General features: G+C 65.9%; 19 protein-coding genes. 10 read left to right on the plus strand and 9 right to left on the minus strand.

The window, feature by feature from the left end; genetic code table 11:
• The first annotated feature begins 133 nt into the window (after window positions 1-133).
• Complete coding sequence (aspA, locus tag FXN65_RS27440) at window positions 134-1,558, plus strand: aspartate ammonia-lyase (protein ID WP_151138482.1); 1,425 nt, start codon at window positions 134-136, stop codon at window positions 1,556-1,558.
• A 257-nt stretch (window positions 1,559-1,815) separates the two neighbouring features.
• Here the strand turns inward: aspA and pdxR are convergent, their stop codons facing one another.
• On the minus strand, window positions 1,816-3,279 hold the full coding sequence (gene pdxR / locus FXN65_RS27445) for a MocR-like pyridoxine biosynthesis transcription factor PdxR (RefSeq protein WP_151138484.1): 1,464 nt from the start codon (window positions 3,277-3,279) through the stop codon (window positions 1,816-1,818).
• 99 nt (window positions 3,280-3,378) lie between these two features.
• On the opposite strand from pdxR, the gene FXN65_RS27450 reads away from it, so the two are divergent.
• Genes FXN65_RS27450 through FXN65_RS27460 form a run of 3 tightly spaced genes read left to right on the plus strand, consistent with a single transcriptional unit; the run spans window position 3,379 to window position 5,171 of the window.
• Entirely contained in the window at window positions 3,379-4,011 is a 633-nt protein-coding gene (locus FXN65_RS27450; protein WP_151138486.1) for an FMN-binding negative transcriptional regulator, read from the plus strand.
• A 20-nt stretch (window positions 4,012-4,031) separates the two neighbouring features.
• Window positions 4,032-4,484 (plus strand): GNAT family N-acetyltransferase, encoded by a 453-nt coding sequence (locus FXN65_RS27455; RefSeq protein ID WP_151138488.1) that lies wholly within the window; start codon window positions 4,032-4,034, stop codon window positions 4,482-4,484.
• Between the two features lie 12 nt (window positions 4,485-4,496).
• Window positions 4,497-5,171: a GNAT family N-acetyltransferase gene (locus tag FXN65_RS27460; protein WP_151138490.1), complete on the plus strand. Its 675-nt coding sequence runs from the start codon at window positions 4,497-4,499 to the stop codon at window positions 5,169-5,171.
• Window positions 5,172-5,278: 107 nt separating this feature from the next.
• Here the strand turns inward: FXN65_RS27460 and FXN65_RS27465 are convergent, their stop codons facing one another.
• Window positions 5,279-6,094 (minus strand): helix-turn-helix domain-containing protein, encoded by an 816-nt coding sequence (locus tag FXN65_RS27465; RefSeq protein WP_151138492.1) that lies wholly within the window; start codon window positions 6,092-6,094, stop codon window positions 5,279-5,281.
• Between the two features lie 178 nt (window positions 6,095-6,272).
• Between FXN65_RS27465 and FXN65_RS27470 the strand changes: the two genes are divergently transcribed.
• Entirely contained in the window at window positions 6,273-7,721 is a 1,449-nt protein-coding gene (locus tag FXN65_RS27470) for an alanine/glycine:cation symporter family protein (protein WP_151138494.1), read from the plus strand.
• A gap of 96 nt (window positions 7,722-7,817) precedes the next feature.
• On the plus strand, window positions 7,818-8,801 hold the full coding sequence (locus tag FXN65_RS27475; protein WP_151138496.1) for an asparaginase: 984 nt from the start codon (window positions 7,818-7,820) through the stop codon (window positions 8,799-8,801).
• 134 nt (window positions 8,802-8,935) lie between these two features.
• On the opposite strand, the gene FXN65_RS27480 is transcribed toward FXN65_RS27475, so the two are convergent.
• The 4 genes from FXN65_RS27480 to FXN65_RS27495 form a co-directional block, all read right to left on the minus strand.
• Window positions 8,936-9,520, minus strand: a complete 585-nt coding sequence (locus FXN65_RS27480) for a transglycosylase SLT domain-containing protein (protein ID WP_280178743.1) — start codon at window positions 9,518-9,520, stop codon at window positions 8,936-8,938.
• Between the two features lie 29 nt (window positions 9,521-9,549).
• Window positions 9,550-10,338 (minus strand): EAL domain-containing protein, encoded by a 789-nt coding sequence (locus FXN65_RS27485; protein ID WP_151138500.1) that lies wholly within the window; start codon window positions 10,336-10,338, stop codon window positions 9,550-9,552.
• A gap of 286 nt (window positions 10,339-10,624) precedes the next feature.
• Entirely contained in the window at window positions 10,625-12,430 is a 1,806-nt protein-coding gene (gene oadA / locus FXN65_RS27490) for a sodium-extruding oxaloacetate decarboxylase subunit alpha (protein ID WP_151138502.1), read from the minus strand.
• Window positions 12,431-12,446: 16 nt separating this feature from the next.
• On the minus strand, window positions 12,447-13,862 hold the full coding sequence (locus FXN65_RS27495; RefSeq protein ID WP_151138504.1) for an acetyl-CoA carboxylase biotin carboxylase subunit: 1,416 nt from the start codon (window positions 13,860-13,862) through the stop codon (window positions 12,447-12,449).
• A 187-nt stretch (window positions 13,863-14,049) separates the two neighbouring features.
• Between FXN65_RS27495 and FXN65_RS27500 the strand changes: the two genes are divergently transcribed.
• Window positions 14,050-15,012, plus strand: coding sequence for a LysR family transcriptional regulator (locus tag FXN65_RS27500; RefSeq protein WP_151138506.1), 963 nt, complete (start codon window positions 14,050-14,052; stop codon window positions 15,010-15,012).
• Here the strand turns inward: FXN65_RS27500 and FXN65_RS27505 are convergent.
• Window positions 14,954-15,175: a PA3496 family putative envelope integrity protein gene (locus FXN65_RS27505; RefSeq protein WP_151138508.1), complete on the minus strand. Its 222-nt coding sequence runs from the start codon at window positions 15,173-15,175 to the stop codon at window positions 14,954-14,956. The two genes, FXN65_RS27500 and FXN65_RS27505, sit on opposite strands and share 59 nt — an antisense overlap.
• A gap of 178 nt (window positions 15,176-15,353) precedes the next feature.
• On the opposite strand from FXN65_RS27505, the gene FXN65_RS27510 reads away from it, so the two are divergent.
• A complete protein-coding gene (locus FXN65_RS27510; RefSeq protein ID WP_151138510.1) occupies window positions 15,354-15,728 on the plus strand; it encodes a thioredoxin family protein in 375 nt (124 codons plus the stop codon).
• Window positions 15,729-15,758: 30 nt separating this feature from the next.
• Here the strand turns inward: FXN65_RS27510 and hexR are convergent, their stop codons facing one another.
• Window positions 15,759-16,625, minus strand: a complete 867-nt coding sequence (hexR, locus tag FXN65_RS27515) for a transcriptional regulator HexR (protein WP_151138991.1) — start codon at window positions 16,623-16,625, stop codon at window positions 15,759-15,761.
• Between the two features lie 196 nt (window positions 16,626-16,821).
• On the opposite strand from hexR, the gene zwf reads away from it, so the two are divergent.
• Window positions 16,822-18,246 carry a glucose-6-phosphate dehydrogenase gene (gene zwf, locus FXN65_RS27520; RefSeq protein WP_226284453.1) on the plus strand — a complete coding sequence of 475 codons (1,425 nt, stop codon included), beginning with the start codon at window positions 16,822-16,824 and terminating at the stop codon, window positions 18,244-18,246.
• Between the two features lie 233 nt (window positions 18,247-18,479).
• On the plus strand, window positions 18,480-19,805 hold the full coding sequence (gene trhP, locus FXN65_RS27525; protein ID WP_151138514.1) for a prephenate-dependent tRNA uridine(34) hydroxylase TrhP: 1,326 nt from the start codon (window positions 18,480-18,482) through the stop codon (window positions 19,803-19,805).
• Between the two features lie 53 nt (window positions 19,806-19,858).
• On the opposite strand, the gene FXN65_RS27530 is transcribed toward trhP, so the two are convergent.
• Complete coding sequence (locus FXN65_RS27530) at window positions 19,859-22,729, minus strand: putative bifunctional diguanylate cyclase/phosphodiesterase (protein WP_394351310.1); 2,871 nt, start codon at window positions 22,727-22,729, stop codon at window positions 19,859-19,861.
• Window positions 22,730-22,880: the final 151 nt, after the last annotated feature.

Consider the following 22,880-nt stretch of genomic DNA (forward strand, 5'->3'; position numbering starts at 1 on the left):
AACCCACGTCACGCGGACATTATGCCGATTGTGCATGACCCAGCGAATAACAGCATTGGCCGACAAACGGCTACAAGCCTAGATTATTGGGCATCGCGGCACTGGCCGTGTTCCCCCAGAGATGAATAGCATCATGTCCTCCGCTGCATCCTTCCGCATCGAAAAAGACCTGCTCGGCACCCTCGAAGTACCCGCTGACGCTTACTACGGCATCCAGACCCTGCGCGCGGTCCACAACTTCCGCCTGTCCGGCGTACCGCTGGCACACTACCCGAAGCTGGTCATCGCCCTGGCCATGGTCAAGCAGGCCGCCGCCGATGCCAACAAGCAGCTCGGTCACCTCAGCGCCGACAAGCACGCCGCCATCAGCGAAGCCTGTGCACGCCTGATCCGCGGTGACTTCCACGACCAGTTCGTGGTGGACATGATCCAGGGTGGCGCCGGCACCTCCACCAACATGAACGCCAACGAGGTGATCGCCAACATCGCCCTCGAGGCCATGGGCAAGCAGAAGGGTGAGTACAAGTACCTGCACCCGAACAACGACGTGAACATGGCGCAGTCGACCAACGACGCCTACCCAACCGCCATTCGTCTCGGCCTGCTGCTGGGCCACGACGCCCTGCTGGCCAGCCTCGACAGCCTGATCCAGGCCTTCGCCGCCAAGGCCAAGGAGTTCGCCGGCGTACTGAAGATGGGCCGCACCCAGCTGCAGGACGCCGTGCCGATGACCCTCGGCCAGGAATTCCAGGCCTTCGCCACCACCCTGGGCGAAGACCTCGACCGCCTGCGTCGCCTGGCGCCGGAGCTGCTGACCGAAGTGAACCTCGGCGGCACCGCCATCGGCACCGGCATCAACGCCGACCCGGGCTATCAGAAGCTGGCCGTCGAGCGCCTGGCAGCCATCAGCGGCCACCCGGTCGTTCCGGCCGCCGACCTGATCGAAGCCACCTCGGACATGGGCGCCTTCGTGCTGTTCTCCGGCATGCTCAAGCGCACCGCGGTCAAGCTGTCGAAGATCTGCAACGACCTGCGCCTGCTCTCCAGCGGTCCACGTACCGGCATCAACGAGATCAACCTGCCGCCGCGCCAGCCGGGCAGCTCGATCATGCCGGGCAAGGTCAACCCGGTTATCCCGGAAGCCGTCAACCAGGTGGCCTTCGAAGTCATCGGCAACGACCTGGCCCTGACCCTGGCAGCCGAAGGCGGCCAGCTGCAGCTGAACGTGATGGAGCCGCTGATCGCCTACAAGATCTTCGACTCGATCCGCCTGCTCCAGCGCGCCATGGACATGCTGCGCGAGCACTGCATCAATGGCATCACCGCCAACGTCGAGCATTGCCGCCGCCTGATGGAAAACTCCATCGGCCTGATCACCGCGCTGAACCCTTACATCGGTTACGAGAACGCCACCCGCATCGCCAAGGAAGCCCTGGAAAGTGGCCGCGGCGTGCTGGAACTGGTGCGTGAAGAGAAGCTGCTGGACGAGTCCATGCTGGCCGACATCCTCCGCCCGGAAAACATGATCGCCCCGCGCCTCGTGCCGCTGAAAGGCTGATCAGGCAAACGAACTCACCAGGAGGGGCCTCGCCCCTTCATCCTTCGAGGATGGCGCCAGCCATCCTTTTTTTTGCCCAGTAGGAGCGAATTCATTCGCGAAGGGCATCGATCGCGATTGAAATCGCTCCCACAATTGCGCCCCCCGGATTAGCCAGCGTCGGAACAGTGGATTCACAGGAGCGAGCTCTGCTCGCGAATGGCGGACAAACCGTTACCCATGTCTCCCGACAGAAAGCTTCGCGAGCAAGCTCGCTCCTACAGGTGCCACGCCTTGCGGAGGGTACTGATCGCCTCGGCGATCTGCGCTTCCGGCACGGCGGCGAAACCCAGCACCAGCCCGGCGCGGTTATCCACAGGCTCCGGGCTGTTTTCCAGCCAGTATTCGCTGAGGCCATTCAGCTCCACGCCGGCCGTTCGGGCGCTGTTCACCAGTTCCCGCTCGCGGGCCAGGCCGTCCACCCGCACGCACAGGTGCAGGCCGGCATCCACCGGCGGCATGGGCGCGCAGCCGGGAATGGCTTCGGGCCAGTCACGCAGCAGCGCATCGCGGCGGGCGCGGGCGGCCAGGCGCATCCGCCGCACATGGCGCTGGAAATGCCCGGCGGCGATGAACTCGGCCATCACCGCCTGGGTGCCGATCTCCGAGTGACGCATATCCAGCGCGCGGCGCCGGGCGAAAGATTCGGCCAGGGCCGGCGGCAGCACCAGGTAGCCCAGGCGCAGCGCCGGAAAGGTGATCTTGCAGAAGGTACCGACGTAGATCACCCGCCCCTGCCGATCCAGCGCGGCCAGGGGCGCCAGCGGGGTTCCGCTGTAGCGGTACTCGCCGTCATAGTCGTCCTCGACTATCCAGCCGTCGCGGCGTTCGGCCCACTCCAGCAGTTCCAGGCGCCGCGCCAGGGACAGGGTCACCCCCGTGGGGTACTGGTGCGAAGGGGTGACGTAGGCCAGCCGGCAATCCTCCAGCCGCGCCAGCGCAGCGCAGTCCAGGCCATCGTTATCCACAGGCACGCCGCACAGTTCGGCACCGGCCACGGCGAAGGCATGGCCGGCCGCGCGATAGCCCGGGTTCTCGATGGCCACGCGGTCGCCGGGTTGCACCAGCAACTGGGCGCAGAGACTGATGGCCTGCTGGGCGCCGCAAGTGATCACCACCTGCGCCGGGTCGCAGGACAGCCCACGACTGCTACGCAGGTAGGCGGCCACCAGCTCGCGCAGGCTCCAGTCCCCCGCCGGGTCGCCGTAGCCCAGGCGCGCCGGCGAGGGTTTGCGCCAGAAGCGCGCCTGCAGGCGCGCCCAGGTTTCGAAGGGGAACAGATCGAAGGCCGGCACGCCGATGCGGAACGCCCTTGGCGCGCCCGTGACCGGCGGCGGCAAGTGGTGCTCCTGCAAGCGCTGCAACGCTGGGCCGGGCGCAGGCCCCGCCGGTGGCTGGGGTACGGGGCGCGCTGTGGATAACTCGGCTACATAGGTGCCGTCACCCACCCGGCCTTCCACATAGCCTTCGGCGTAGAGCTGGTCGAAGGCGCGGGTCACGGTGTTGCGGGAAATCCCCAGCAGCGCCGCCAGGTCGCGGGTCGCCGGCAGGCGCGTGCGACTGACCAGGCGGCCGTCGAGGATGCGTTCGCGCAGGGCCTGGTAGAGCTGGCGCGACAGCCCCTGGCCGGGGTCCAGGCGAATGCCGGAAAGGTCGACGGGAAGCGGTGGCGCGGCAGACATGTTCGACCTCGATTGGCTCTATCGAACTGACAGGAAATGGCTCTTACAACAGACCAATATCCTGCCTAGCATGAAGCCATTCCGCCAGGAGAAGCCTTCATGTACGTCCCCTCCGCCTTCCGCCAGAACGACCTCGCCCAGCTCCATGCACAGATGCAGGCCTCCGGCCTCGCCGTGCTGACCAGCGCCGGCAGCCAGGGCCTGCTGGCCAGCCACCTGCCGCTGGTGCTGGAGCCCGGTGAGGGGGAATACGGCACGCTTTATGGCCACTTCGCCCGCGCCAATCCGCACTGGCGCGACCTCGCTGACGGCACCGAAACGCTGGTGGTATTCGCCGGCCCCGATGCCTACGTCACGCCCACCTGGTATCCGGCCAAGGCGGAGCACGGCAAGGTCGTGCCCACCTGGAACTACATCGCCGTGCATGCCTGGGGCCAGGCCGAGGTCTTCGACGATCCCGAGCGCCTGCTGCAGGTGGTCAGCCGCCTCAGCGGCCGCCACGAAGCCGGTCGACCGCAACCCTGGGCGGTGAGTGATGCGCCCCGCGAATACCTGGATAGCATGCTCCGCGCCATCGTCGGCTTCGCCCTGCCCATTCGCCGCCTGGAAGGCAAATGGAAGCTCGGCCAGAACCGCTCCGTCGCCGACCAGGCCGGCGTTCGCGAGGGCCTGGCCGCATCCGCCAACCCGCGCGACCGCGAACTGGCCGAGCGGATGTCACTGATCGACTGACCCCAGCAAGGAAGAAACCCATGTCCGCCGCACCGCTTGAAATCCGCCCGCTCGGCACCGCCGACCACGCCGCCTGGCTGCCGCTCTGGCAGGGCTACCAGCGCTTCTACAAGACTGAAATCGCCGCCGAGACCAGCGCCGTCACCTGGCAGCGCTTCCTCGACCCGGCCGAGCCGATGAACGCCGCCCTGGCCTGGCGCAATGGCGAAGCCGTGGGCCTGGTGCACTACATCTATCACCGCAGCTGCTGGACGGTGGGCGACTACTGCTACCTGCAGGACCTGTACGTCGCAGAAGGCGTGCGCGGCGGCGGCATCGGCCGCCAGCTGATCGAACACGTCTACGCCGCGGCCCGCGCCGCCGGCGCCTCGCGGGTGCACTGGCTGACCCACGAAACCAACACCGACGCCATGCAGCTGTATGACCGCATCGCCGACCGTTCAGGCTTCGTCCAGTACCGCAAGATCCTCTGACCGGAGAGCAGCATGAGCAACCAGGACCTGAGCCACTGGCAGCCACGCCCTGCCCCAGCCCACACACCGCTGCCGGGGCGCTTCGTGCGACTCGAGCCGCTGGACGCCGCGCGCCACGGCGATGACCTCTGGCACGCCCTGCAGGGTCCGGACCCGGCGCTGTGGGACTACCTGCCCTACGGCCCCTTCGCCAGCCGCGAGCCCTTCGACGCCTGGCTGGAGGGCAACGCCGCCAGCCGCGATCCGCTTTTCTATACGGTCGTTGACCTCGCCAGCGGTCGCGCCCTAGGCGTGCTCAGCTACCTGCGCATCACCCCGAAGGACGGCGTCATCGAGATCGGCCACATCGCCTTCGGCAAGGCCATGCAGCGCACGCCCGGCTCCACCGAAGCGGTGTGGCTGCTGGCCCGCCACGCCTTTGACGACCTCGGCTACCGCCGCCTGGAATGGAAGTGCAATGCCAACAACGCCCGCTCCATGCGCGCTGCCGAGCGCCTGGGCTTCAGCTATGAAGGGCTGTTCCGCCAGCACATGATCGTCAAGGGCCAGAACCGCGACACCGCCTGGTTCTCCATCATCGACGGCGAATGGCCGAAATGCCGGGAAGCCTTCGAGCGCTGGCTGTCTGTGGATAACTTCGATGGGGAGGGACGGCAGCACCAATCGCTGGAAGGGCTCAGGCGTTGAGCCAGGGGACCGCTGCGCGGTCCTTTCGCGACTGAAGTCGCTCCTACAGGTGACGCAAGCACCCGAATCGTGGGGGCGATTTCATTCGCGATGCCCCTGCATTCGGCTCACTCGATCTCGAACAGCCCGTTCTTGAGTGGCGCCACATCCAGGCGCTGGCGCACATCGTCGTCGATGCGCGGATCGTCGGGGCGGTAGAGCTTCACCTGGCGGTAGGCGGCTACTCGGTTGATCTCCGGGCCGAGGAATTCCCAGACCACGCGGGTGCAGGCCGGATTGCGCCGGTCGCCGCTGGAAACGCCGGTCTTCAGGCCATTGAGGCGGGTGATGCGGCTCTTGTAGCTGGGAATGAGGATGGTCTGGCTCATCTCGTTGAGGGTGAGCGACTCGTAGTCCACCAGGAACAGGCGATCCTGCAGCTGGAACGCCGCGCCCAGGTAGCGGCAGCGCACCCAGTCCTCGGCCCCCACGTCCGGGCTGCTGGATCGCTCCTGACGCTCCTGCCGCTCGAAGAGGAAGTTGCCGTCCTCCTCCCACAGGTGCACCAGCGACAGCAGCACCGTGCCCGGCACGGACATGCAGTTGGAGTATTCGAAGTAGTAGCCGCAGTAGCGCGACAGGTTGCCGGAATGCTCGCGCAAGGGCTGCAGCAGGCTGAGCAGCGGGTCGTTGGCGCGGGCGAGACTTTCCGACTGGCGGACGCCGATCAGCCGGGCGAACTGCTCGGTGGGCAGGGCCAGTTCGTAGTCCTCGACGCCGAAAAAATCACCGATGCGCTTGAGGTTGTAGGCGGTCGGGTGGCTCTGCCCGCTCAGGTACTTGTTGAACTGGGCGCGGTTGATCGCCAGCTTGCGGCAAACCTCCGAGATAGAGCGGTAGTGGCTGCACAGTAGCTTGAGGTTTTCGCCCAGATTGTCCGACACCGCCCATTACCCCCTGTTGCGAGTGGCGCGACTATAGCATCAAGTCGCATCACGTCGAATAAAGCCGCGAAATTGTCTGATATGTCGCATTCCCCAACCATGCGCGGCAACGGCAGAGGCGTGTCCGCCCGAAGCCTTCGTCCATCACGCGAACAAAATAAGAATCGAGGTCTCACTCATGCTTGAAGTGATCAACGACTTCCTCTCGGGGAAAGTGCTCATCGTGCTCATCGTCGGGCTCGGCACCTATTTCACCCTCCGCTCCCGCTTCGTCCAGTTCCGCCATTTCGGCCACATGTTCAGCGTGTTCAAGGAATCCATCCGTGGCCAGGCCGGCCAGCTGAGCTCCTTCCAGGCCCTGATGCTGAGCCTCGCCGGCCGCGTTGGCGCCGGTAACATCGCCGGTGTCGGCCTGGCCGTGACCCTCGGCGGTCCCGGCGCCGTGTTCTGGATGTGGGTCACCGCGCTGGTCGGCATGTCCAGCAGCTTCTTCGAGTGCACCCTGGCCCAGGTCTACAAGCGCGCCGATGGCGACGGCCTGTACCGCGGCGGCCCGTCCTACTACATCCAGCATGGCCTGAAGCTGCGCTGGATGGCGCTGACCTTCGCCGTGCTGCTGCTGGTGACCTACGGCTTCGCCTTCAACGGCCTGCAGGCCTTCACCGTGACCCACTCCCTGGAAAACGCCTTCGGTCTGCCGGTGCAGTACACCGGTATCGGCCTGGCCGTGCTCCTGGGCCTGGTGTTCATCGGCGGCATCAAGCGCATCGCCTCGGTGTCCGACCTGCTGGTACCGGTCAAGACCCTGGCCTACATCGCCGTCACCTGCTACGTGATCATTTCCCAGATCGAGCTGGTGCCGGACATGCTGGTCACCATCGTGAAGAGCGCCTTCGGCCTTGAGCCGGCCTTCGCCGGCCTGCTGGGCAGCGCCATCGTAATGGGCGTGAAGCGCGGCGTGTTCGCCAACGAAGCGGGCCTGGGCAGCGCGCCCAACGTCGCCGCCGTGGCTGCCGTGAAGCACCCGGCCGCCCAGGGCGTGGTGCAGGCGTTCAGCGTGTTCCTCGACACCTTCGTGATCTGCACCTGCACCGCGCTGCTGATCCTGCTGTCCGGCTTCTATACCCCGGGCTTCGAAGGCGACGGCATCGTGCTGACCCAGAACTCCCTGGCCGCCGTGGTCGGTGAGTGGGGCCGCGTGTTCATCAGCGTCGCGCTGAGCCTCTTCGTCTTCACCTGCATCCTGTACAACTACTACCTCGGCGAGAACGCCCTGCAGTTCCTGGCCGGCCGCAGCCGCGCCGCCCTGCTGACCTACCGTGGCCTGGTGCTGGCACTGATCTGCTGGGGCTCCATGCAGAACCTGGGCACCGTGTTCGCCTTCGCCGACATCACCATGACCTGCCTCGCCTTCGTCAACCTGCTGGCCCTGGCCATGCTGATCAAGGTCGGCCTGCGGGTGATGCGCGACTACGACGAGCAACGCAAGGCGGGCATCAACCAGCCGGTGTTCGATTCCGCCAAGTTCGCTGACCTGGACCTGGACCGCGACGCCTGGCCGGCCAACCCGGCGCCGAGCGAGGACACCATCCCCGTCGCTCACGGCCTGGCGCAAAGCCACCGCTGATCGCGCGTTCCGGTAGTACCTGGTGCCGCTCCTCCGCTGATGCGGGGAGCGGCACTGTCGTTTCTGCATCCTGCTTTTTTCGAGTTTTCCCGACCCATGAATGCTGTGAAGAACCTTTTCGTGCTCTACACCGGCGGCACCATCGGCATGCTGCAGACTCCCGAAGGCCTGGCCCCGGCCAGCGGCTTCGAGGCACGCATGCGCGAGCAGCTGGACGGCCAGGGAGTGGCACTGGATTGGCACTTCCAGGAACTGCTGCCGCTGATCGATAGCGCCAACATGCGCCAGACCAACTGGCTGGCCATGCGCGATGCGATAGTCGACGCGGTGGAACGCGGTCACGACGGCGTGCTGCTGCTGCACGGCACCGACACCCTGGCCTACAGCGCGGCGGCCCTCGGTTTCCTGATGCTGGGCCTGCCGGTACCCGTGGTGCTGACCGGCGCCATGCTGCCGGCCGGTAGCGACGGCAGCGATGCCTGGCCGAACCTGCTGGGCGCCATCCGTGCGCTGCAGGCGGGAGTCGCACCCGGCGTGCATCTCTTCTTCAATGGCGAGCTGCTGCACGGCGCCCGCGCCAGCAAGCTGCGCTCGGAGGCCTTCGACGCCTTCGCCGTACTGCCGCGCCCACGAGACGGCGAGCGCGCCGGCCGGATTCCCGCCGGACTGGATTACCGCAGCCCGCGCCAGCCGGTGAACCTCGCGGTGCTGCCGCTCTTCCCCGGTGTGGCGGCGAGCCATGTGGAGGCACTGCTGGGCAGCGGCGTGCAGGGCCTCTTGCTGGAGTGCTACGGCAGCGGCACCGGCCCGTCCGACGACAAGGCGCTGCTCGACGTCCTGCGCGCCGCCCACCAGCGTGGCGTGGTGCTGGCCGCCATCAGCCAGTGCCCGGCCGGGCATATGCAGGCGGGCGTGTACGCCGCCGGCAGCCAGTTGCTGGCCACCGGCCTGGTGCCGGCCGGCGGCATGACCCGCGAGGCGGCGCTGGGCAAGCTGTTCGCCTTGCTCGGCGTCGGCATGCGCCAGGAAGAGGTGGAGCAGTGGTTCGCCGTGGACCTGTGTGGGGAGATGGTGGACTGAGTGTCCACCCGGAACATCGTCGGGGGCGGCGGAGCTGCCCTTGGCGAATGAATTCGCCCCTGCAGGGAAACCGTCCGGAACGGTGGGCATCGCGAATGAATTCGCTCCCATAGGCTTCAGCCCATCACGGGGGATCAGAACGGCCACCAGCCCCGCCCCTCTTCCAGCTCCGCGCGGCAATGCTGCAATTGCCTGCCATAGGTAGCGGACTGACGCTCGACCTTGCGCGCCACCTGCGTCAGCCAGGGCTTCTGGCGGTAGCTGCCGCGCCGGAATCCGCCCCGCCCCTCGTGATAGGCCAGGTACTGGTTGTAGGCGTCCCACTTCGAGAGCCCCAGGTGGCGGCTGCTGGCGTCGGTGTACCAGCCGATGAAGTCGGTGGCATCGTCGAAATCGCTCCGTGAACCGTCGTCCCCTGTCGCCCGCTCGTAATCGTCCCAGGTGCCGTCCAGCGCCTGGGCGTAGCCGTAGGCGGAGGTGACCCGTCCCCAGGGAATGAACCCCAGGACGTAATGGCGCGGCGGGCGGGCATCATGCCGATAGCTGCTTTCCTGGTCGATGAAGGCCATCGCCACCTGAATGGGTGTGCCCCAGCGCTGCTCCATTTCCCGCGCGTCCTCGTACCAGTCGGGGTATTCGCGGAAGATCGCGCACAGGTCGTCCGGCGCGCGCGGCGGCGCCGTGGCACAGCCCGCGAGCAGCAGAACGATCAGCAGAATCGGGGCGAATCGAAGCCCCTGCCCGCCTGTCAGACCCGCTCCGGTCGGCCAAGCCGGTAGCCCTGGAACAGCTTGAACGGAAGGCCCTTGGCCACCTCGTACTGCCAGTCGGTCTCGACCTTTTCGGCGACCAGCTCCACGGGATAACGGTGGATGAACTGGTAGAGCCGTTCCATGAGACGGGCGAAGTGGTCCGACATGAAGGCCTCGTCACCGCGCCAGGCGATGCCGAGGTCGAAGAGATCGAGCTTCACCACATCGCACAGGCCCAGGTCGAGCTCCCAGTGGATGGGGGCATGGATGTCGTAGTCGTCGAGGGCGACCTGCACGCCCTCCTGCCGGAGGCGGATCAGCCCGTTCATGTAGGCCTTGAAATCTTCGGGGACTTCCAGCGGCCGCTCGGTGACCTCGACCACCAGCTCGGCACCGGTACTGAGCAGGTCGGCAGCGCTTTCGATCAGTTCGTCGACCATCGCCGGCCTGGCCAGGCTGCGTTTCTCGACATTGACGAAGTGCCGCACCATCGCCTGCCCGCCACGCTGGTCGTTCAGCTGGCGGTGGTAATGGGTGTCGAGCAGGCAACGCATGCGCAGCCCCAGCAGCAGCTCCCGGGTGACGCTGTGCAGGAGGTCGTCGGACATCCTGTAGATGGCCAGCTTGCCGGTGCCGTCGAAGCGCGCCAGGTTCTCGAAGCCGATGATGCATTCCTGTCGATCCAGGATTGGCTGCCGCCGAACCTCGGCCAGCCAGGCCGAGAGGAATATGGGCTTGCCGGCAGGCGGCGCGGGCGGAACGTCGCGTATGGGGCGAAGGGGCATGGACCTGCTCCCGCAATTGGAGATGCGCGCAGGCTAGGTTTCCGGTCTCCGATGATGGAAATCAGAAATCGTCATTGCTACAGGCGCGCGGCGCCAGGAAGGAATTTGCAGGGTGGCTATTGAGAAATTCATTGATGGGAGCTGCCCCTGTAGGAGCGAATTCATTCGCGAAAGGGCGACTTAGTAGCCCAGGACCGCAATCGCGATTGAAATCGCTCCCACAGAATTTCCCGGGCACAAAAAAAGGGAGCCTTGCGGCTCCCCACGGGGACTATCGCCGGAGCAATCAGGCGATTTCGACCAGGATCTCGCCCGGGTTCACGCGGTCGCCCTTGGCCACGTGGATGGCCTTGACGGTGCCATCGATGGGCGCCTGGACTTCGGTTTCCATCTTCATCGCTTCGGTGATCAGCACGGCCTGACCGGCTTTCACCCGGTCGCCTTCCTTCACCAGCACGTCGACGATGTTGCCCGGCATGGTGGTGCTGACATCGCCCGGAGCGCTGGCTTGCTTGCGCTTGCTGCCGGAGCCTGCAACGAACTCGTTGAGCGGCTCGAACACCACTTCTTCCGGCATGCCGTCGATGGCGAGGTAGAAGTGACGCTTGCCGTCGCTCTTCACGCCGACACCGGTGATGTCGATGCGGTAGCTCTCGCCATGCACGTCCACCACGAACTCGGTCGGAGTGCCTTCGCCACCGACCGCAACCGCACCCTTGCCATTGGGCATGGGCAGCAACTCTTCCGGCTTCAGGGTGCCGGCGGCACGCTCTTCGAGGAACTTGCGGCCGATGTCCGGGAACATGGCAAAGGTCAGCACGTCCTCTTCGCACTTGGCCAGGCTGCCGATGTCGGCGCGCAGCTTGTCCAGCTCGGGCTTGATCAGGTCGGCCGGACGCACGTCGATGACTTCTTCGTTGCCGATGGCCTGGCGGCGCAGCTGCTCGTTGATCTCGCCCGGCGCCTTGCCGTAGCGGCCCTGCAGGTAGAGCTTCACTTCGTTGGTGATGGTCTTGTAGCGCTCGCCGGCCAGGACGTTGAAGAAGGCCTGGGTACCGACGATCTGCGAGGTCGGGGTCACCAGGGGCGGGAAACCGAGGTCGGCGCGCACGCGCGGGATTTCTTCCAGCACTTCGGCCATGCGGTTGAGGGCGCCCTGCTCCTTCAGCTGGTTGGCCAGGTTGGAGATCATGCCGCCCGGCACCTGGTTGACCTGCACGCGGGTGTCCACGCCGGTGAATTCGCTTTCGAACTGGTGGTACTTCTTGCGCACGGCGTGGAAGTACATGCCGATTTCCTGGATCAGCTCCAGGTCCAGGCCGGTGTCGAAGGGGGTGTTGCGCAGGGCGGCGACCATCGACTCGGTGCCCGGGTGGCTGGTGCCCCAGGCCATGCTGGAAATGGCGGTGTCGATACGGTCGGCGCCGTTCTCGATGGCCTTCAGCTGGCACATGCTGGCCACGCCGGCGGTGTCGTGGGAGTGCACCACCACTTCCAGCGGCAGGGCATCCTTCAGCGCCTTGACCAGGTCGCCGGTGGCGAACGGGGTCAGCAGGCCGGCCATGTCCTTGATGGCGATGGAGTCGACGCCCATGGCAGCCATGGTCTTGGCCTGGTTCACGAAGGCGTCGATGGTGTGCACGGGGCTGGTGGTGTAGCAGATGGTGCCCTGGGCGTGCTTGCCGGCGGCCTTCACGGCTTCGATGGAGACACGCAGGTTACGCACGTCGTTCATCGCGTCGAAGATGCGGAACACGTCGATACCGTTGACCGCGGCCTTGGCGACGAAGGCACGAACCACGTCATCGCTGTAGTGGCGGTAGCCCAGCAGGTTCTGGCCGCGCAGGAGCATCTGCAGGCGGGTATTGGGCAGCGCGGCCTTGAGCTTGCGCAGGCGCTCCCACGGGTCTTCCTTGAGGAAACGCACGCAGGCGTCGAAAGTGGCGCCGCCCCAGACTTCCAGCGACCAGTAGCCGACCTTGTCGAGCTTGTCGCAGATCGGAAGCATGTCTTCAGTGCGCATGCGGGTGGCCAGCAGGGACTGGTGCGCGTCGCGCAGGATGGTATCGGTGATCGAGATCTTCTTGCTCATGTTCTGAATCCTTCCCCTACAGGCCGGCGTGGGCGGCGATGGCGGTGGCGATGGCGATGGCCAGGTGCGACGGGTTGCGCTTGATCGAGTACTGGGTCAGCTCCGGATGGCTCTCGACGAAGCTGGTGTTGAACTCGGCGCTGCGGAACTCGGGATTGCGCAGGATTTCCTGGTAGTAGGGCGCGGTGGTCCGCACACCCTGCACGCGCATGTCGTCCAGTGCACGCAGGCCACGGTCCAGCGCCTCTTCCCAGGTCAGTGCCCAGACGATCAGCTTCAGGCACATGGAGTCGTAGTACGGCGGAATGGTGTAGCCGGTGTAGATCGCGGTATCGGTGCGAACGCCGGGGCCGCCGGGGGCGTAGTAGCGAGTGATCTTGCCGAAGGACGGCAGGAAGTTGTTCTTCGGGTCCTCGGCGTTGATGCGGAACTGCAGGGCGAAGCCGCGATGGATGATGTCGTCCTGCTTGACCGACAGTTCCAGGCCCGAAGCGATGCGGATCTGCTCGCGGACCACGTCGATGCCGGTGATTTCCTCGGTGATGGTGTGTTCCACCTGCACGCGGGTGTTCATCTCCATGAAGTACACCTCGCCCTCGGCGAGCAGGAACTCCACGGTACCGGCGTTCTCGTAGCCCACGGCCTTGGCCGCGCGCACGGCGAGGTCACCGATGTAGGCGCGCTGCTCGGGGGTGAGCTGCGGGCTCGGGGCGATCTCGATGAGCTTCTGGTTGCGGCGCTGGATGGAGCAGTCGCGCTCGAACAGGTGCACGGTGTTGCCGAAGGAGTCGGCAAGGATCTGCGCTTCGATGTGTTTCGGGTTGACGATGCACTTCTCGAGGAAGACTTCCGCCGAGCCGAAGGCCTTGGTGGCTTCGGAGATCACGCGCGGGTAGGCCTGTTCCAGTTCGGAGCGCGAGTTGCAGCGACGGATGCCGCGGCCGCCACCACCGGAGGTGGCCTTGAGCATCACCGGGTAGCCGATACGCTCGCCTTCGCGCAGCGCCTCGTCCAGGTCGGCGACGTTGCCTTCGGTGCCGGGGGTGACCGGTACACCGGCCTTGATCATGCTGCGGCGAGCTTCGGTCTTGTCGCCCATGCGGCGGATCACGGAGGCCGAAGGGCCGATGAACTTGATCCCGCGCTCGGCGCAGATTTCCGCCAGCTCGGCGTTCTCGGAGAGGAAACCGTAGCCCGGGTGCAGGGCATCGCAGCCGGTCTCGACCGCCAGGTTCACCAGTTTGCGCGGGTTCAGGTAGCCCGCCAGCGGATCATCGCCGATGCTGTGGGCCTCGTCGGCGCGCTTGACATGCAGGGCGTGCCGGTCGGCATCGGAGTAGATGGCCACCGAGCGGATGCCCATTTCGGCGCAAGCGCGCACGATGCGGACGGCGATCTCACCACGGTTGGCGATCAGGATTTTCTTGATCACGAGTTTTCCCTCGACCAAGTGAACAGGCGAACGGCTGGGCCGGTCGTTGAGTGACCGCTGATCGTCAAGCGGTCGCGTCATTACCCTACGCCCTCGACGTGAATAACCCCAATCAATAATTATTGGGTTATCCATTAGGATCGTCTTATAGTCAGCCACCCCTGCCCATCCGCGAGGCCATCCACCGATGCGCAAGACCTTGCTGCGCATGACCCTGCGCCAGCTCCAGGTGTTCCGAGCCGTGTTCGAAAGCCGCTCCTACAGCCGGGCGGCCGAAGAGATGGCACTGACCCAGCCGGCCGTCAGCCTGCAGATCCGCCAGCTCGAGGAACTGGTGGGCCAGCCGCTGTTCGAGTACGTCGGCAAGAAGCTCTACGTGACCGACGCGGCCGAGGCGCTGATGCGCGCCAGCAACGACATCTTCCAGCGCCTGGAAAGCCTCGACATGCAGCTCTCCGATCTGCAGGGCTCGTTGCAGGGCCAGCTCAACCTGGCGGTGGAGTCCAGCGCCAAGTACTTCGTTCCGCACCTGTTCGCCGCCTTCCGCGAACAGCACCCGGACGTCAGCCTGCACCTGGTGGTGACCAACCGCGCCCAGGTCATCAAGCGCCTTTCGGACAACCGCGACGACCTGGTGATCATGTCCCTGGTGCCCCAGGACATGGCCCTGGAGTTCCTGCCCTTCCTGAACAACCCGATCGTGGCCGTGGCGCCACCGGGCCACCCGCTGTGCAATGCCGCCAAGCTGACCCTGAAGGACCTGGAGCCCTACACGCTGCTGGTCCGCGAGGCCGGTTCGGGCACCCGCAAGGCCTGCGAGGAATACTTCCAGCAGAAGCGCGCGCACTTCGCCCAGACCATGGAAGTGGCCTCGCTGGATGCGCAGAAGGAGTGCGTGGTGGCGGACCTTGGGATCGCCCTGATCCCGCGGCACGCGGTGAGCCTGGAACTGGCGACGGGATTGCTGCGGGAGCTGCCGGTGGAGGAGCTGCCGCTTTACCGGAGCTGGTGCGCGGTACACGCCAAGGGCAAGCGGCTGTCGCCGGTCGCCCAGGCGTTTTTAGCCTTCATCCGCGAAGAACGCGCCCAGATCAGCGCGCTTTCGCACCGTTTTTCCGGTGCGCTGCCTTTGACGACAACAGGTAGTTGACGGCGATCAATTCGGGGTAGGGATAGTCCGAGCACTCCACCTGCAGGCGGCGTAGCTCGGCTCGGTCTTCGATGGCGCGGCGGAACTGCATACGCCGCTGGTCCTCCAGTTTGCGCCGGGTCTTGCTGTCCAGATGTGCGGATTCATCGTGAAAGCGGTGCATGGCGTCTCTCCCAGGGTGGGTTCGGAAGCAGGCTGACAGGCGCAGGATCACTCGCGCCTGTGACGCTTTTGCGAAGGCTCGGTGAATCTGTGGTGAAGCGGGAGTTTCACGCTGCTGGACAGACTGCCGGCACCAGACTTTGCTCAGCAGTAGACGGGTAACGCCGCTGGAGGACGCCATGAGCAATGCCGTCGAGTTCTTCCAACGCTTTCCGATCCAACGGGTGCGCGCGAGCATCATCGATGACGTTTTGGCCAGCGAACGGCAGAAGCTGGTGCTGCTCTACCTCTGGCAGGACGACTGCCCCCTCTGCGACGTGGCCAAGCACGACCTGCTGCGCACCCAGGAACGTTGCCAGTGGCCACAGGTGCGCTGGCTGCACGATGAAGTGGACGAAGACCCGGCGCTGGCGCTGCGCTACGGCCTGCACGGCGTGCCCACCTTCGTCGCCCTCTACCACGGCCGGCCGCTGGGACGGATCACCAGTTGGCCGGGCAGCGGGCCCTTCATCGATGCGATAGAGAGGTTGCTCGTGCGTCAGGGCCTGGCCTGACGGCTCGACCCCGAACAGGTTCTGCGCAGATCAGTCCTCGGCGCTCTTCACCGACTTCGGCGACAGGCGCAGGCTGCGCAGGCTTCGCTTCACGCTCTTGAGGTGGTTCACCAGGCTCGGGCCACGGGCCATGGCGACGCCCATGGCGAGCACGTCGATCACCACCAGGTGGGCGATGCGCGAGGTGAGCGGGGTGTAGATCTCGGTGTCTTCCTGCACGTCGATGGCAAGGTTCACCGTGGCGAGATCCGCCAGCGGGGTCTGGCTCGGGCACAGGGTGATCAGGGTGGCGCCGGCTTCACGCACCAGGTTGGCGGTGATCAGCAGGTCCTTGGAGCGGCCCGACTGGGAAATGCAGATGGCCACGTCCGAAGGCTTCAGGGTGACCGCCGACATCGCCTGCATGTGCGGGTCGGAATAGGCCGCCGCAGTGAGCAGCAGGCGGAAGAACTTGTGCTGCGCGTCGGCCGCCACGGCACCGGAAGCGCCGAATCCGTAGAACTCCACGCGCTGGGCCTGGGCACAGGCGCCGATGGCGCGCTGCAGGGCTTCCGGGTCGAGTTTCTCGCGGACTTCCATCAGGGTGTGCAGGGTGGTGTCGAAGATCTTCAGGCTGAAGTCCGCCACTGAGTCGTCTTCGTGAATCGCGAACTGGCCAAAGCTCGCACCGGCGGCCAGGCTCTGCGCCAGCTTCAGCTTGAGGTCCTGGAAGCCGCCGCAGCCGATGGCGCGGCAGAAGCGCACGATGGTCGGCTCGCTGACCCCGACGCCCTGGGCCAGATCGGCCATGGAGCTGTGCATGACCGCTGCGGGATCGAGCAGGACATGGTCGGCGACTTTCAGTTCCGACTTGCGTAGCAGATGACGCGACTGGGCGATATGTTGCAGCAGGTTCACAGGGCGGGCTCTGTCTGGAATGGGGTTCTTGCCGGATTCTTCCGTCATGCTACGGCTCTCGACTCGGTTATGATCGGCTGAACCAGGCTGTAGTGATCTTGTAGTTATACTACATGAATCGCTTCTGCGCCCAGTTGAACCACCTTTTCTCCGTGTGCAAGGAAGGGAGAGCGCATCCTTGACCAGCTCCTGTGACATGCTCGTCTTCGGCGGTACCGGCGATCTCGCCCTGCACAAGCTGCTTCCGGCCCTCTATCACCTGCATCGCGAAGGACGCCTGCATCCGCAGATGCGCATCCTCGCGCTGGCCCGCAATACCCTCGACCGCGATGGCTTCCGCGCCCTGGCCGAGCGCCGCTGCCGGGCCCAGGTGGCCCGCGCCGACTTCACCACCGAAGCCTGGCGCGGCTTTTCCGAACGCCTGGACTACTTCGCCATGGACGTGTCCCAGAGCGCCGACTTCGGCCGCCTGGCCCGCTACCTGGGGCCCGATCCCGGTTGCGGGCGGGTGTACTACCTGGCCACCGCGCCCGACCTGTTCAAGGACATCGCCGCGCACCTGTCCATCGCCCGCATGGCCACGCCGCAGTCGCGCATCGTGCTGGAGAAACCCATCGGCCATTCGCTGGATTCGGCCCGTGCGATCAACGCCGCCATCGGCAAGGTGTTCGACGAATCCCAGGTGTTCCGCATCGACCACTACCTGGGCAAGGAAACCGTGCAGAACCTGATGGCCCTGCGCTTCGCCAACGGCCTTTTCGAGCCGATCTGGCGCGCCGGGCATGTCGACCACGTCCAGATCAGCGTCTGCGAAACCCTCGGCGTGGAAAACCGCGGCGCCTACTACGACCGCTCCGGCGCCATGCGCGACATGGTGCAGAACCACTTGCTGCAACTGCTCTGCCTGGTGGCCATGGAAGCGCCGGTGCGCTTCGACGCCGAGGCGGTGCGCAACGAGAAGGTGAAGATCCTGGAGGCGCTGAAACCCGTCTCCGGCCAGGATGTGCGCGACAAGACGGTGCGCGGGCAGTACAGCGCCGGCAAGATCGGCGGCCAGGAAGTACCCGCCTACTACTTCGAGAAGAATGTCGACAACGACAGCGACACCGAAACCTTCGTCGCCGTACAGGCGGAGATCGACAACTGGCGCTGGGCCGGCGTGCCCTTCTACCTGCGCACCGGCAAGCGCCTGGCGCGTAAATACTCGGAAATCGTCATCCAGTTCAAACCGGTGCCCCACCGCCTGTTCGTCGACGGCGAGGCCAACCGCCTGCTGATCCGCCTGCAACCGGAAGAGCGCATCAGCCTGCAACTGATGGCCAAGAGTCCCGGCAAGGGCATGAACCTGGAGCCTGTCGAACTGGACCTGAACCTGGCCAAGGCCTTCAGCCACCAGCGCCGCTGGGATGCCTACGAGCGTCTGCTGCTGGACGTGATCGAGGGCGATTCGACGCTCTTCATGCGCCGCGATGAAGTGGAAGCCGCGTGGCGCTGGGTCGACCCCATCCTCGCAGGCTGGCACGAGTACTACCAGAGCCCGCGCCCCTACCCCGCCGGCTCCACCGGCCCGGAACAGGCCCACAGCCTGCTGGAGCTGCACGGCCGCCAGTGGCACGACTGAGAATCACACTGCAGGCTGCACGGACTGCTCGTTGTGGGAGCGAATTCATTCGCGAAGGACAGCGAAGCTGTCCGTTCTTTCAGCCCCGCAGGACGGTCCTCCGGCCCGTATCGCGAATGATTTCGCTCCTACAGGGATAAAGTCCCAGCAACCCCATTGCTCCAGAGCAATATTCCTCCCCGCCGACCTCCCTAGAATCGCGCGCCCGTCCTCCAGACTCCGCGAGCCGCGCCATGCACAGCCCCGAACTGCTCTCCCCTGCCGGCACCCTCAAGGCCATGCGCTACGCCTTCGCCTACGGCGCCGATGCCGTCTACGCCGGCCAGCCGCGTTACAGCCTGCGGGTACGCAACAACGAATTCGACCACGCCAACCTGGCCCTCGGCATCCAGGAGGCCCACGCCGCCGGCAAGCGCTTCTACGTGGTGGTGAACATCGCCCCGCACAACGCCAAGCTGCGGACCTTCCTCAAGGACCTGGAGCCGGTGATCGCCATGGGGCCTGACGCGCTGATCATGTCCGATCCCGGCCTGATCATGCTGGTTCGCGAGCATTTCCCGCAGATGCCCATCCACCTCTCGGTGCAGGCCAATGCGGTGAACTGGGCCAGCGTGAAGTTCTGGCAGCAGCAGGGGCTTAGCCGGGTGATCCTGTCCCGCGAGCTGTCCCTGGAGGAAATCGGCGAAATACGCCAGCAGGTGCCGGGCATGGAACTGGAGGTCTTCGTCCACGGCGCCCTGTGCATGGCCTATTCCGGCCGCTGCCTGCTTTCCGGCTACCTCAACCACCGCGACCCGAACCAGGGCACCTGCACCAACGCCTGCCGCTGGCAATACGGCACCCGGCCGGCCCGCGAGGACGAACTGGGGCAGGTGGTACCCACCCTCGGTTGCGGCCAGCCGAGCGACCAGGTGGTCCTGCTGGAGGAAGCCAACCGTCCCGGTGAGCTGATGTCCGCCTGGGAGGACGAGCACGGCACCTACATCATGAACTCCAAGGACCTTCGCGCCGTGCACCACGTGGAGCGCTTGCTGCAGATGGGCGTGCATTCGCTGAAGATCGAGGGCCGCACCAAGTCGCATTTCTATGTAGCGCGTACCGCCCAGGCTTATCGCAAGGCCATCGACGACGCCCGCGCCGGCCGTCCCTTCGACCGCACCCTGATGGACGATCTCGAATCACTGGCCAACCGCGGCTACACCGAAGGCTTCCTGCGCCGCCACGTGCACGACGAGTACCAGAACTATGAGCACGGCTACTCGCTGTCGGAGCGCCAGCAGTTCGTCGGCGAGCTGAGCGGGGTGGTTCGCCAAGGGTTGGCGGAGGTGCGGGTGAAGAATCACTTCGCCGTCGGCGACCGCCTGCAGCTGATGACCCCGCGGGGCAACCTCGACTTCCGCCTGGAAGCCCTGGAAAACCGCTACGGCGAGCGCAAGGCAGTGGCGCCGGGCGACGGCCACATCCTGTACCTGCCGCTGCCCGCTGGCGTGGACCTGGAGAACGCCCTGCTCCTGCGCTGGTTCAGCAGCGGCAATAGCCGCACCGCGGCCAGCGCCTGAGCCTTCCGCAGGATGGGTCGGGCGAAGCGATACCCATCGCCCCGCCCGACTGATCAGCGCCAGAGCGCCGTGGCCTGCTCCTTGAGCAGGCACACGAACTGGGGCGCCTCCACCGGCGGACTGATCAGGTAACCCTGGATCTCGTCGCAGCGCTGGCTACGCAAGAAGCTGAGCTGCTCCTGGTTTTCCACACCCTCCGCCACCACTTTCAGCTCCAGGCTGTGGGCCATGGCGATGATCGCGCGGGTAATGGCTGCGTCCTCGCTGCCTGCGGAGAGGTCGCGGATGAAGGTCTGGTCGATCTTCACGCAGTCCACCGGGAAGCGCTTGAGGTAGCTCAGGGACGAGTAGCCGGTGCCGAAGTCGTCGATGGCCAGCTTCACGCCGATCTGGCGCAGCTGGTGGAAGGTGGCGATGACGTTCTCGACGTTTTCCAGCAGGTGGCTTTCGGTCAGCTCCAGCTCCAGCAGGCGCGCCTGCAGGCCGGTTTCCTCCAGCACCTGGCGCACCAGGCTGACCAGGTTGCCCTGGCGCAGCTGGTGCATCGACAGGTTCACCGAGACGCGGATATCCGCCAGGCCCTGGCGCTGCCATTCGCGGGCCTGCTGGCAGGCCTGGCGCAGTACGAATTCGCCGATGGGGGCGATCAGCCCGGTTTCCTCGGCCAGGCCGATGAAGTCCCCCGGCGGCACCAGCCCCTGTTGCGGATGGCGCCAGCGCACCAGGGCCTCCGCCGCATTCAGGCTGTTGTCGGCCAGGCCCAGCTTGGGCTGGTAGAAGACCTCCAGCTGGCCTTCCTCGATGGCCTTGCGCAGCTGGTTCTCCATCTGCAGACGCTCCAGGGTGCAGGCCTGGAGGTTGTCGGTGAAGAACTGGAAGGTGTTGCCGCCCAGGTGCTTGGCGTGCTGCATGGCCATGTTGGCCTGGCTGATCAGGGCGGAAATGTCGCGGGCGTTTTCCGGCAGCAGACTGATGCCCAGGGAGCCGCTGATCACCAGCTCGTGGCCACCCACGGTCATCGGCATGCGCAGCTTGCCAAGCAGGCGGCTGGCCTGACGCGCGAGGTTGGAGACGCTGCCGTAGGAATCGAGGATGACGGCGAACTCATCGCCCGCCAGGCGCGCGATGGTATCGGCTTCCGGCACGGCCTGGGTCAGGCGGCGGCTGACCTGGCGCAGCAATTGATCCGCCCCTTCATGGCCGAGGCTGTCGTTGAGCACCTTGAAGCGGTCCAGGTCGATGTGCAGCAGGGCGAGGCTGCGGCCGCTCTGGCGCGCGCGCTGGCTGGCTTCGTGGAGCCGGTCCTTGAACAGGGTACGGTTGGCGAGCCCCGTGAGGTCGTCGTAGTTGGACAGGTAGCGCAGGCGCTCCTCGGCCTCGCGGCGAGCGGTGAGGTCGGCGAAGAAACCGACGACATGGCTGACATGGCCCCGCGAGTCGCGCACCACGTTGAGCTGCAGCCATTGCGGGTAGAGCTCGCCATTCTTGCGGGTGTCCATCAGCTCACCCTGCCAGCTGCCGCTCTGTTCCAGCTCTTCGCGGATCAGGTGGTAGCGGCGGCGGGCTTCGCGGGTACCGATCAGGGTGGCGACGCTACGCCCGATCACTTCTTCCTGGCGATAGCCGGTGACCTGGCTGAAAGCCGCGTTGGCCTGGATCACCCGGTAGTCCGGGTCGAGGATGACGATGCCCTCGCTGGCCGCGTCGAATACCGTCGCCGCCAGGCGCTGCTCCTCGTCCTGGAGCTTGCGCGCGGTGATGTCACGACGGGTGCCGAGCATGCGCAATACCTTGCCGTCCTCGTCCCGCTCCACCACGCGGCCGCGGTCTTCCACCCAGACCCAGTGGCCATCGGTGTGGCGTACCCGGTAGTCGATGGCATAGCCATCGGTGCGGCCCTTCAGGTGTTCCACCAGGGCCCGGCGCAACAGCGGCAGGTCGTCCGGGTGCAGGCGCGGCTTGAGGTCGCTGAGTACGCGGGTTACGTCGTCGGCCTCGATGCCGAAGATGGCTTTCAGCTGCGAGTGGTGGACTTCGTCCGTTTCCAGGTTCCAGTCCCACAGGCCCAGTTCGCTGGCCTCCAGGGCCAGGGCCAGGCGCGCCTCGCTCTTCACCAGGGCGTGGCTGGCGTCGGCCAGCTCCAGGGTGCGCTGAGCCACGCGCATCTCCAGCTCGCCGTGGGCACGACGCAGTTCGCGCTCGGCGCGGCGGCGCTGCTCCACTTCGCGGGCCAGTTCTTCGTTGAGGCCTTCGGCGCGGCCCTTGGCCTGTTCCAGGTGGCTGATCAGTGCCTGGTTCTGGAAGCGCTGCAAAAGGCTGCGCTGCACCAACCGGTTGACCTGCCAGGCCACCACCATGAGCGAGGTAGCGAGGATCACCCCGAGTACGCCCCAGCCGCGCAGCAGCGGCGTATCGCCCAGCAGCAGCCAGGTGATGGAGGGCAGCAGGCAGGGCAAGGCAAAGGTGAGAAAGGCCGAAAGGCTGACGGCATAGGCAACACTGGCGGAGAGGATCGCGGCGGCGATGAGTCCATAGACCAGTGCCTGGGTCAGGAAGGCGTCCGGCGGCACCAGCGCCACGGCGGCGAACGCCAGGGTGAGGCCGGAAGCACCGGCGCCCAGCAGGAAGGCCCTGCGCCAGCGCGGGCAAGCCTGCTCCGAGGGCAGCGCCTGCTTGAACGCGGCAACCTGGGTCAGGCGCAGGATGGCCAGCAGCACCAGCCATGCCAGCCAACCGCCGAGCAGCAGGCTGTTGCCCGGCCCCCAGAGCAGGTAGGCGCAGGCCAGGCCGTTGAGCAGCATGAACAGGGTCGGGACCTGGGACCCCTGGTAAAGAAGGCGCGTGCGTTCGGCCGCAATGTCGGTCGCGAACTGCTGGCGAATCTCGCGGCTGTCGGCCAGGGACAGCGTCTGGCCGGCAAGCATTGAATTAGCGGTCATAGGCGCTTGTTTTTGTCTTGGTCTGCCTAAGCGAGCCCGGAGCTTACCCGAGCGGGGAGAAGCTGCAATAGCTTTATGTGCGAGGTTCCGGACGAGCGTCCCCCAACTTTAGGAGGGTCGCCGGCCCTGGCATCGG

The organism is Pseudomonas lalkuanensis (assembly GCF_008807375.1).
Lineage (GTDB): Bacteria > Pseudomonadota > Gammaproteobacteria > Pseudomonadales > Pseudomonadaceae > Metapseudomonas > Metapseudomonas lalkuanensis.

What these genes read in the sequence shown, in the direction of transcription:
- FXN65_RS27470 (WP_151138494.1), top strand. Translation starts at nt 6,273, where the DNA reads ATGCTTGAAGTGATCAACGACTTCCTCTCGGGGAAAGTGCTCATCGTG.
- zwf (WP_226284453.1), top strand. Translation starts at nt 16,822, where the DNA reads ATGCTCGTCTTCGGCGGTACCGGCGATCTCGCCCTGCACAAGCTGCTT.
- FXN65_RS27475 (WP_151138496.1), top strand. Translation starts at nt 7,818, where the DNA reads ATGAATGCTGTGAAGAACCTTTTCGTGCTCTACACCGGCGGCACCATC.
- FXN65_RS27530 (WP_394351310.1), bottom strand. Translation starts at nt 22,729, where the DNA reads ATGCTTGCCGGCCAGACGCTGTCCCTGGCCGACAGCCGCGAGATTCGC.
- FXN65_RS27455 (WP_151138488.1), top strand. Translation starts at nt 4,032, where the DNA reads ATGTCCGCCGCACCGCTTGAAATCCGCCCGCTCGGCACCGCCGACCAC.
- FXN65_RS27450 (WP_151138486.1), top strand. Translation starts at nt 3,379, where the DNA reads ATGTACGTCCCCTCCGCCTTCCGCCAGAACGACCTCGCCCAGCTCCAT.
- oadA (WP_151138502.1), bottom strand. Translation starts at nt 12,430, where the DNA reads ATGAGCAAGAAGATCTCGATCACCGATACCATCCTGCGCGACGCGCAC.
- FXN65_RS27510 (WP_151138510.1), top strand. Translation starts at nt 15,354, where the DNA reads ATGAGCAATGCCGTCGAGTTCTTCCAACGCTTTCCGATCCAACGGGTG.
- FXN65_RS27485 (WP_151138500.1), bottom strand. Translation starts at nt 10,338, where the DNA reads ATGCCCCTTCGCCCCATACGCGACGTTCCGCCCGCGCCGCCTGCCGGC.
- pdxR (WP_151138484.1), bottom strand. Translation starts at nt 3,279, where the DNA reads ATGTCTGCCGCGCCACCGCTTCCCGTCGACCTTTCCGGCATTCGCCTG.
- FXN65_RS27460 (WP_151138490.1), top strand. Translation starts at nt 4,497, where the DNA reads ATGAGCAACCAGGACCTGAGCCACTGGCAGCCACGCCCTGCCCCAGCC.
- trhP (WP_151138514.1), top strand. Translation starts at nt 18,480, where the DNA reads ATGCACAGCCCCGAACTGCTCTCCCCTGCCGGCACCCTCAAGGCCATG.
- FXN65_RS27500 (WP_151138506.1), top strand. Translation starts at nt 14,050, where the DNA reads ATGCGCAAGACCTTGCTGCGCATGACCCTGCGCCAGCTCCAGGTGTTC.
- aspA (WP_151138482.1), top strand. Translation starts at nt 134, where the DNA reads ATGTCCTCCGCTGCATCCTTCCGCATCGAAAAAGACCTGCTCGGCACC.
- FXN65_RS27505 (WP_151138508.1), bottom strand. Translation starts at nt 15,175, where the DNA reads ATGCACCGCTTTCACGATGAATCCGCACATCTGGACAGCAAGACCCGG.